We start from the raw sequence: 10,435 nt of genomic DNA, 5'->3' as shown, positions 1-10,435 counted from the left end.
CGCTCATGGCGTTGGTGCCGGAGTCTGTGAGCATGTCCAAATAGACATCCTTGGTGCTGAGGAGGAAGCTGTTGAAGCCGGCTTCCTGAATGGCGGCGAGGCGGCGTTCGACGGGGACTAGGTTGAGTTTTTGGACGACGCGGACTTTGTGCATTTCCAGCGGGATGTTTTCACCGCTGAAAAATTTAACGCTTCCGGAGGATCCGTTAACGGAGGGAATGGGGGTGGTCATGGTGAGAAATAAACTGCGGAAAACGCCGCAGAATCGCGTCCGATTCAATCTTAAATCAACCGAGAGGCAATAAAGCCGCAAGAAACGCAAGGGTAACACACTCCGGTTACGCGCTGCCAATTGATCTACGAGAATGCCCACCCTTATGAGTCAGGTGACAATCGCCATTCGCTGTGCCCGCAGCGTCCTCCCCTCGTGCCAGATGCTCGGGATGCTCATCGTCGGGCGCGACGCCGTCCGACCGCCGCCGCCCATCGGGTTTGATTCCCCTCGCTCCAGGATCGACGCCAGTTGATTCACCGCGGTGGCCCCGATGTGTTCGTAGTCCACGCGCAACCCCGATTCCTCCCGCCCCGCGATGCAATCGATCCGGCAAATCCCCACATCCTCCGGCACACGCATTCCCTCTGCCGTCACCCACTCGCTCACGCCCGGGCCGTTCACGATCAGCACATCCGGTTTGAATTTTCTCCGCCACCGCGCGAATGCCGCCGCCGAATAATCCGCCTCCGCGTCAAACAAACAACTGAAACGCGTGTCGCGGTGAAATTTCACGAACAGCATGCACGCCGACAACACCGCCCACCGCCGCGTTTCCTCATCCTGCCGGTGCATGGCCAGCCCGATCCGCCGGTAACCCCGCGCATGCAACCGCTCCAGCATCATCGCCGAATCATCCGCCAGATAACGCACCACGCGCGGCAACGTCGGTTCCTGCAACGAATGCCCGATCTCGACCCCCGTCAGGTGGGCCCAATCCATGTCCAGCGACACCGGTGAATTTTCGATCACGGGATGCACCGGACACACCACGCTGCCCCGCATCCCCCGCGACCGCAATTGCCTGCCCAACGCCCGCTGACGGTCCGCCGCCACCGGGATGCGAAACCGCTCAATCCCGTAACCCAATTCCGCCGCCCGCCGTGCCGCCCCCGCGTGGATCTCCACCAGCCACGGATACTGCGCGTAATCCTGCACCGCGACCGACGCCAAAAACGCCATTGTTTCCCGGTAAACCGGTTTGTCCGTCCGCCGCGCGAACGTCAGCGCGTTGGCCAGCAACGGATCGCGCACATAACCCAAGCGCCGCGCCACCGCCTGCACCACGCGCCGCGTCTCCGCGTCCACCGAAGAAAACTCCCGCAACGCCCGCGACACCGTCGAAACATTCAACCCCGTCTCCCGTGCAATCGTGCGCAAACTCACTCTCATGCCTGCATTTTCTCACATACGATCCCCAAAAAGCAACTGTTGCTTCTCGCCACCATTGTTTCATTCCGCCCCGTCCGTTTTGAGTCCTCACGTCGTTTCACCCTGACCCAACAACAACCAAAAAAAATCCTGCCATGAAAATTCCTGCAACGCCTACAGCCACCACCACTCGCGCGATGCTTGCATCCGCACTTTCCCTGCCAGTTTTCGCACTCGCGCTGGCGACGCTTGCAACTCCCAACGCCGCGCACGCCCAGAAACTCGAAACCATCGCCCTGTATGATTTCAGCAACGCCACGAATATTTTTGAGGATGCCAGCGGGAAGAAAAACCACCTGTCAAAGCCCACCTCCGGCGTCTCCCAATCAACAACCGAATACAGCACCGCGGCACCCACCGAATACAGCGCCTACTTCGACGGCACCCAGACGACCGGCGGGGCCAAACAAATCAACTTCTCAACCTACACCGCCCTCACCTTTGACTGGCACATGAAGGCAGCCGCAATGAACGACAAGACATACCAGATATTCCAGACAGGGTATCAGTCCGATCTCGCGGGATGCGTCACCATCAACCTCGTCATGAATGCGGATTCCACCAGTGCCGAACTACGCATTTCCCATCGGCTGGCAGAGGCGTCAAGCTGGGGGATGGCGAGCTTCACAATAGCAGCCCCCACCTCGTGGAAACACTACGAACTCACCATTGATAACTCGGACAACACAGCCACGGGGCACATCACGTTCTCGCTCAATGGCATCGTTCAGACAGCCATATCGAGCTCTTATTCAGTCGGCAAAACAGGAAGTTTCGTCACAACCAGCCAATATTCCCGAATCGGAAGGAACGGTGCCAACACGGATGTAAACTCATTCAAAGGCTACCTTCAGAATTTCGAAATTTACGCCGGCACGCCCACGCCCGTCCCCGAACCCGCAACCACCGCCATGCTGATTGGACTGGCCGGAGCCCTGCTCGCATTCATTGCCCGCCGCCACGGACGCCGTTAATCGCCAACTCGCTGGCGTCCCCCCCCCCCCCCGCTCCACACACACACGCACCTGACCACCCGCCTGCCTTTGCCTGCGGATGGCAACCTCAATTGTATCTGTTTTTTGGCTACACAACCCATTCCTGCCACACCCCCCGCATGTTTGCATTTATGACCTCCAAAACCTCCAACTGGCAACGCGCTTGCCACGCACTCATTGCAAGCGCCTTGATCACGACCGCCACGCTTGCCGCATTCACCGCCCCCACCGCGTCCGCTGCCACCACCCCCTCTGCGTCCGCCGGCGCCAGCGGCCCCGTTCTCGAAGCCAAAACAGATCCCCTTTACAGTTGGGTTCCATGGACCGAAGCCGACCTCGCCTCTGTCACCGTCAACACATCCGCCGCCGACCCCTTGAAAGCGACCTCCCGCCTCCTTGACGGCAAACCCGCCACAACCGTCATTATCAAAAAACTCCAAGACGGCCTCGCCACGCTCGCCTTCAAACAACCCCGCAAAATCCGGCAACTCGCCTTCGTGCAAAGCGCCACCAACGACTGGGCGCTCCCGCTAAAACTCCAACTCCGCCTTGACGGCAAAGACACCCTCGAAATCGCGCTCCAAAACGCGCCCGGCAAAATCCAATCCATCCCCTTCAACCGCACCCTCACCCAACTCGAAATCCGAATCCTCGGCATCCACAACGACGCGCAACGCAAACACCCCTGGGGCGGCTTCCCCGACATCGGCGAATCCCTCTACGGCGCCGCCGAATGGAGCTTCCTCGACACCCCCCTCCAAGACCACCAACGCGACCTCCGCATCACCGTTGAAACCCCCGTCGCCACCACTGCCACCGCATCGTTCAAAATCGGCCAAAAACGCCGCTTCATGCGCTTCGACCTCCCCCCCCTCCCCCTCCGCGCCGGCAAACACACCTACACCCTCTCGCTTGACGCCCTCAAACCCGCCGAAAACTACGGTTACGACATCCGCCCCCGCCACCTCGAAACCCTCGTTCTCAACGGCCCCGACGGCAACATCCCCGTCCGCCTCGACGCCCTCGAACCCCTCCAAGCCCCCACCACTCAAGACCACTGGGAACCCCTCCCACCCCTCAGCTTCCCCACCCGCCAGATCAACGGCAAAACCTGGACCGAAGGGCACAGCCACCGCACCACCGGACGCTTCGCCAACTCCACCTACAACGGCCTCGTCAACGAAGTTGTCAGCGGAAACTGGATACGCGCCTACACCGCCAACGGCGACAGCATCCACCGCCGGCAAGATTTCGATTTCAGCATCGAAGGCCAGCAAGACGACACCACCGACAGCACCGGCGAACTCTGGCGCCTCAAACGCAGCGCCTGGAATCCCGACACCGAAAAAGTCACCGCCAACTGGACCACCATGATCCTCGAACGCCGCGGTCACGACAACGCCACCACCCGCATCCTCACCGGCCTCCTCGCCCCCGGCTTCCTCATCGACGCCCCCAAAAACCTCACCCTCAGCTCCCGCGGCGGCGGCAAACTCCCCGTCCGCAGCGGCGCACCCGACGAAGACGAAGCCCGCTTCATGAAACCCGACACCACCAAGTCCGGCAAACCCATGATCGGCCCCTCCGCCGTCCTCACCTCAACCGGCCTCCTCACCCAACCCCAAACCATCCGCAACCTGCGCGAACCCTGGATTGTCGCCATCTGGGGCATCCGCGGCGACGAACCCACCTTCTGGGGCGACAAAGCCGTCGCCCTTCTCCTCACCGCCGACACCCACGCGCCCATCGAATGGACCCCCTCCGGCCTCCGTCTTCCCCCGACCCGCTGGGGCCTCTCAACCGCCTTCCACGGACTCCTCAACGAAGGCTGGGAAACAAGCACCGTATCCGAACGCGCACGACAACTCACCCGCATGTTGCGCACCTACCCCGTTGACTGCCGCGAATACTACCTTGTCGAGGACGACACCGTGCGCATCCGCAACGAATTTCGTTACGAACGCTGGGGCTCCCCCGCATGGCAGACAACAGACTACGCCCCCATCCCCCCCATTTACAACTGGGCGCGCGACTCCATCGCCTGGCATGGCATCCCCGCCGGTTCCCCCACCAGCATCAAAGCCAGCATCAAAACCCCCATCGGCCCCTTCCGCTGGAACGACGGCGCCACGCTCGACTACACCCTACCGCGCATCCCCGCCCGCCACGCCGCCGCACCCCGCCGCGACGCTTTTGCCAGCACCTACAAAGCCATGGCCGACGGCATTGCCGCCAAAATGGGCGCCACCGCCCCCCTCGTCTCCCACCCCAGCAACCACCCCTGGCTTGTCGCCTACCGCGACGCCTGGACGCAGGGCCTCATCGGCGGCAGCTTCCACGAACCCGCAGCCCGCCAAACCCTCATCGACTTTGCCCGCCCCAACGTCGAACGCATGTATGCCCCCTCCTCCTGGATACTCCGCCGCGAACTCTTCACCAAGGAACCTTACCAAATCCGGGGCTGGCTCGACATCTCCACACTCCCCGGAATGTTTGGCGACCCCAATTCCAACGTCGGCCAGGCCGCGTATTCAACTTACCTCTACGCCCTCTATTCGGGCGACTGGGACACCATCCGCCGCCTCTGGCCGCGCATCATGGACACCCTGCGCATTTTTGAGGTTCTCAACGACTGGGCCATCCCCGGCACCACCTCTCGCGAAGCCGTCAAATACGGCTCCATTGACATGGACACCATCGCCTACGCCGGTGTCGCAGCCATGCACCGCATGGCGCAAGTCCTCGGCCAGACCGAGGACGCCAACCGCATCGCCTACCTCCAAACCAAAATTGCCGCCGCCACCGCCCTCCGCTTCAATTTCCCCCGCTACCTTGATCCGGAAAACAAACACCCGCGCCTCTACGGAGTTGGCTTTGCCGAAGACGGACCCGCCATTGAACGAGCCGCGCCCAAAAACACCATCGGCCTCGACCACATCGCCATGTGTCTGACATGGACCGGCGAAATGCCCGAAATGTATGACTTCTATCTCAACATTCTCGGCACCGACTTCTTCACCCGCTTCCAACGCGACTTCATGGACAAACAATTCAGTGGCTGGCGTGAAATGGCTTACAACCAGAGCCGCAGCGCCGCCCACATCGCCAACCGCGCCTGGCTCCCCGACTGGCCCGCCGACGGCCTAAAGTCCGACCTCGATACCTGGCTCGCCCATACCAAGCAGACTACCCCCCCTTACAGAACCTCCGGCATGTTTGGCGCCTACACCGCGCACGAAACCGGAGTGTGGCTCATCGGCTGGGAACCCGCCCGCTTCGTCAATTCGCGCTATGACCACGCCACCCGCCTGCTGTCCCTCGAACTGGAAAACGCACAACCTTTCGAACTCGAAGTCCACTCCCCCGCGCTGATCACCGAGCTCAAAATTGATGGACGTTCACAAACCTTGGAAAAAATCCGTTCCGAGAACAACCGCCACACCCTCCCCCTCTCCCACGGAGGCAAAATCGAAATCCACTTCGCCACAACACCACACTAACCTGGTAGGGAGGCCTCTCCGAGGCCTCCGCGCCTCCCCCCCTCCATGACTCCACTCTTCACAACCAACCTCACCTCAAAACGCAGACCAGAACACCGCTCCGCCTTCACCCTGATCGAACTGCTCACGGTCATTGCCATTATCGGCATCCTCGCAGCAATCCTGATACCGACAGTCGCACGCGTAAGACAATCCGCTCGTGACACCAAATGCGCCGCCACGATTCGCCAATACGCTTTCGCCACCCAACTCTTCGCCGAGGACCACAAAGGCAAATTGCCGGAAACAGCATACAGATCGGGTCATTACGGGCACTATGATCTCATCGACTACTTCAATGTTAAACGCACCGGTGGAGATCGGATCACAATGTTCAGTTGTCGCGTTAAACCGGGAGCGAAAGATCCTGATAACCCCAATTGGATTTATGGCCTCAACGAGTTTATTTCCATGCAACCGATCTCGTCCATTACACAACCCTCGCGTTTGATTCTCGCTACCTGTTCAACGGGTGGCTGGCTCGACAGGGGCGCAATGTCCGGTTCGAACTCCTACCTCAAAACAACACCGAAACCGCACGCCGGGAAAGTCAGTGTCGTTCGTCTCGCCGGCAACGTCACCCGTGAAAAAGTGAGCACCCTGCTTTACGCGGATGTCACCCGCGACACCCCTAAATACGAGCCCACGCACGAAACCACCTACTTCTTCGGCGGCGATTCCCAATACGACCAATAGCCCCCTCCTTCTCTCTCGTCACACCACGAACCATCTTTTTCCAGTGATCACCATCGAAGAACCACTTGCCTACGCACCAACCAAATCCGCGCCGTCCACCCGTCCTGCCAACGCCGTTGCCCTGCACCGCGGCATGACCTTCGGCTTTTACGCCCGCAACGGCTACTACGGCAGCGCCGAAGCCCGCCGCGAAGTGGACCGCATGGCCACCCTCAACATCGAATGGATCTGCCTCGTCGTCACCGTCCTCCAAGACACCTTTGCCAGCACCCGCCAATACCGCGATTTCAAGCAAACCCCTGCCGACGACGAACTCCGCGACATCATCGACTACATCCACAGCCGCGGCCTCAAAGTCCAACTCCGCCCCATGCTCGAATGCTGGGACGGCGCCCAACGCATCCAAATCACCTTCCCCAACGAAGTTGAAATCATTCCCGGCAAACCCATGACCCACTGGACCCGCTGGTTCGACAGCATGGTTGAACGCACCCTCCACTACGCCGCCCTCGCCCAACGCGCCGGATGCGAAGCCTACGGACTCGACAGCGAACTCGACCACACCATCCACCAACAAACCCACTGGCTCCGCGTCATCGCCGCCGCCCGCAGCGTTTACCACGGACACCTCACCACCGGCCACACCCGCATCGTCGATTTCGTCAAAGAACTCCGCGAACACCCCGACCACTGGTTCCGCCAACTCGATTCGCTCGGCTCCAGTTTTTACTCCCCGCTTGGCGACGGCCCCGACACCACCGAGGAAGAAATGCTCGCCCGCATCCAACCCGACGTCGCCTACTACCGCGAAGCCGCCGCGCTCCTCGGCAAACCCTTCTATTTTGCCGAATGCGGCTGTTGCTCCACCACCGGCTCCATTGCCAAACCCTTCGGTTGGGACAACCCCGGCGGCTACGACGGCGAAGGCCAGGCACGTTTCCTTGAAACCATCCTCCGCGCCTTCTGGCAGGAACCCTGGTGGATGGGCCTGTATTGGTGGAAATGGGAAGAACAAAACGACCGTCCCTGGCTCCGCGACGACCCCCGCGGCGACAAAGGATTCCCCGTCTGGCAAAAACCCGCCGCCAACATCATGCGCCGCTGGTACGCGCGACCTCATTCCTGAACGCCCCTCCCCGCCCCCCCCCCAACGTCCGCCCCGGCACCCACAGCCCGCTGACCAGCGTGCTATGCGCCTGCTCCGGCACGCCGCGCTCGCCCCGGTGCATCATCCCGATCAGCATGTCCACCGCCGTCGCCCCCATCCGCGACCAATCCTGAAAAATCCCCGAATAACGCCCCTCGCGCTCGTGACACGACAGGTTCACGAAACCCACATCGTCCGGAACGCGCAGCCCCGCCGCCTTTGCCACCGGTTCGACAAACCTCGGTGTCGGAGCCACGATGATCTCCGGACGACACCTTTCAAACCAGCGAGCAAACACCTCCACGGACCGCCCCTCCCTCGCATCCTCGTCACTCACCACCCACGGCGCGATCCGCTCACGCACCGGCCACAAGCGTTGCCCGTCCACAAACGCCGCCCGCCACAAATGATGCACCTTTTCATCCATCCGCCACGGCAGGACCAGCGCCACCCGCCTCGCCCCGGCCTCGCGCACACGCGCCAGAGCCAGCCTCATGCCATGGAAATAATCATGCACCACCCGGTGAAAATCCGGCTCGATCAAATTGTATCCAACTTCCATGACACTGAACCGCTCCCACGGCATGTCGATCCGGTTGCCCGCCCCTGAATGCGGCGCGATCAACACCCCGTGGATATTGCGCGCCTCCAGAATCTGCGCAAACCGCACGCCCGTCATTCCCGGCTCCTCGCGCCACCAATATGACAACCGGTAACCCCGCCGCGCCGCCTGCTCGCGCGCACCGCGAAACATCTGCCCGTAAGCGGACAATCCGCGCTCCCGTTCCCACTCCGCCGGCTTGGCCTGACGACTCACAAACGCCAGTTCCGCCACAAACCCTTCCGCCGTCATCGCCGCCCTCCCCCCCCCCTTCCCACGCCCCCGCGCCGCGCGCGTGCTCATCAGCGCCTGCACCAGCGGATTAGGCCGGTAGCCCATCCGCTCCGCCAATTCCCGGATGCGCACCCGCGTCGCCTCCGGCAATTTCGGATGCCCCCGCAACGCCATCGACACCGTTGTCCGGTGCACGCCCGCCGCACGCGCCACTGCCTCCATGTTGACGTCCTTCAACTGCGATTGAGATTCCGTGGCGCGTTTCATTCTACGATGAGACCAACGCCAGACTTCCTCTCTGGCAAGCCTCCGCGCAAGGTCCGTCCGACACTCCGTTTTCCTAATTTCTAGTTCTTAATTTCCAAATGCCCTCCACACTCCACGAACCCGCCCGCGACCTCCCGCTCGCCAACGCCAGCAACGCCGACACCGACGTCATCGTTGCCGGAGCCGGCCCCGCCGGAGTCGCCGCCGCGCTTGCCGCCGCTCGTACCGGCGCCCGCACTACACTCATCGAAGCCCACGGCTGCCTCGGCGGCGTCTGGACCACCGGACTCCTCTCCTGGATCATCGACGCCGCCAACAAACCCGGCATCATGCGTGAAATCACCCACACGCTCGACCAGCGCGGCGCCCGCATCCCGCGCGTCCAAGGCGGCGCCAACTACGCCTATGACCCGGAGCAAATGAAGCTCCTCCTGGAAGAACTCGTGCTCGAAGCCGGCATCCACGTCCGGCTCCACACCCAGGTCGTCGCCGCCCGCGTCGATCCCGACACCCGCCGCCTCACCCACCTCGTCACTGAATCCAAAACCGGACGCGAAGCCTGGACCGCGCGCTGCTTCGTCGATGCCACCGGCGACGGCGACCTCGCCGCCCGCGCCGGATGCGGTTACGACCTCGGCCACCCCGACACCGGCGAATGCCAGCCCATGAGCCTCATAGCGCTCGTCACCGGCATTCACGCCCGCGACATCCCCGACTTCATTGGCGGCAGCCTCCGCGAACCCAAAGAACGCCTCTTCGCCGAATTCCGGCGCGCCGGCATCGAACCCTCCTACGCCGCGCCGATCCTCTTCCGCATCCGCGACGATTTTTTCGCCTTCATTGGCAACCACGAATACGGTGCCTCCGCCCTCGACGCCGGCCAGATCACCACCGCCACCCTCCGCGCCCGCGCCGAGATTCACCGCCTCGCCGCCGCCCTCCGCACCCTCGGCCACCCCTGGCAAAACCTCCGCGTCATCACCACCGCCGCGCAAATCGGCATCCGCGAGGCGCGTCGTATCCACGGACTCCATACCGTCACCGCCGCCGAACTCGTCAACGGCGCCCGCCATGACGACGCCATCTGTCGCGCCACCTTTGGCATCGACGTCCACAGCACCAACCCCAACGGCGAAAAATCCTACGACCCCGTGAACCGCACGCGCACCCAGCCCTACGACATTCCCTTGCGCGCCCTCATCGCGCGCGATGTTGACGGACTTCTCCTCGCCGGACGTTGCATCAGCGGCGACTTCCTTGCCCATGCCAGCTATCGCGTCACTGGCAACGCCGCCGCGCTCGGCCAGGCCGCCGGAGTCGCCGCCGCCCTTGCCGCCCGCACTGGCAGCCTCCCGCAATCGCTGCCCTGGCCCGAAGTGCGGGCCGCCCTTAACCGTATCGAACAACTACAACCTGTCACCGCATAATCCCGCGGCGCAGGCGTCTCGCCCGCCTTCTAAAAATTGCGGGCGG

Annotated in this window: 8 protein-coding genes (1 of these 8 running past the window's edge); 5 read left to right on the top strand and 3 right to left on the bottom strand. The window is 62.3% G+C overall.

The genetic code is table 11. From position 1 onward, the window contains the following. Together OBACDRAFT_RS12165 and OBACDRAFT_RS12160 are read right to left on the bottom strand one after the other, a co-directional pair. Positions 1–232 carry the beginning of a tryptophanase gene (locus OBACDRAFT_RS12165; protein ID WP_043585977.1) on the bottom strand. 1,250 nt of this gene lie to the left of the window's left edge, so only the first 232 of its 1,482 coding nucleotides appear in the window; its start codon is at positions 230–232; the stop codon falls past the left edge of the window. 150 nt (positions 233–382) lie between these two features. Beyond that, positions 383–1,444: a LacI family DNA-binding transcriptional regulator gene (locus tag OBACDRAFT_RS12160; protein WP_043585975.1), complete on the bottom strand. Its 1,062-nt coding sequence runs from the start codon at positions 1,442–1,444 to the stop codon at positions 383–385. Between the two features lie 134 nt (positions 1,445–1,578). Here OBACDRAFT_RS12160 and OBACDRAFT_RS12155 point away from each other — a divergent pair, with 134 nt between their 5' ends. From OBACDRAFT_RS12155 to OBACDRAFT_RS12140, 4 genes are all read left to right on the top strand, one after another. Beyond that, positions 1,579–2,457: a PEP-CTERM sorting domain-containing protein gene (locus OBACDRAFT_RS12155; protein WP_052361853.1), complete on the top strand. Its 879-nt coding sequence runs from the start codon at positions 1,579–1,581 to the stop codon at positions 2,455–2,457. A gap of 152 nt (positions 2,458–2,609) precedes the next feature. After that, on the top strand, positions 2,610–5,978 hold the full coding sequence (locus OBACDRAFT_RS12150; protein ID WP_043586050.1) for a hypothetical protein: 3,369 nt from the start codon (positions 2,610–2,612) through the stop codon (positions 5,976–5,978). Positions 5,979–6,023: 45 nt separating this feature from the next. Beyond that, entirely contained in the window at positions 6,024–6,713 is a 690-nt protein-coding gene (locus OBACDRAFT_RS25345) for a type II secretion system protein (RefSeq protein WP_052361851.1), read from the top strand. Between the two features lie 43 nt (positions 6,714–6,756). Next, positions 6,757–7,839, top strand: coding sequence for a glycoside hydrolase family 113 (locus OBACDRAFT_RS12140; protein ID WP_052361849.1), 1,083 nt, complete (start codon positions 6,757–6,759; stop codon positions 7,837–7,839). On the opposite strand, the gene OBACDRAFT_RS12135 is transcribed toward OBACDRAFT_RS12140, so the two are convergent. Continuing rightward, the gene (locus tag OBACDRAFT_RS12135) at positions 7,805–8,962 is read right to left on the bottom strand and encodes a LacI family DNA-binding transcriptional regulator (RefSeq protein WP_081722006.1); all 1,158 of its coding nucleotides are present in this window, start codon (positions 8,960–8,962) and stop codon (positions 7,805–7,807) included. The genes OBACDRAFT_RS12140 and OBACDRAFT_RS12135 overlap by 35 nt on opposite strands. 98 nt (positions 8,963–9,060) lie before the next feature. Between OBACDRAFT_RS12135 and OBACDRAFT_RS12130 the strand changes: the two genes are divergently transcribed. Next, positions 9,061–10,389, top strand: a complete 1,329-nt coding sequence (locus OBACDRAFT_RS12130) for an FAD-dependent oxidoreductase (RefSeq protein WP_052361847.1) — start codon at positions 9,061–9,063, stop codon at positions 10,387–10,389. Positions 10,390–10,435: the final 46 nt, after the last annotated feature.

Source organism: Geminisphaera colitermitum TAV2, from assembly GCF_000171235.2.
Taxonomy (GTDB): Bacteria; Verrucomicrobiota; Verrucomicrobiia; order Opitutales; family Opitutaceae; genus Geminisphaera; species Geminisphaera colitermitum.
Note: the sequence above shows the minus strand (reverse complement) of the source record. Positions and strands in the feature narration are given on the sequence as shown.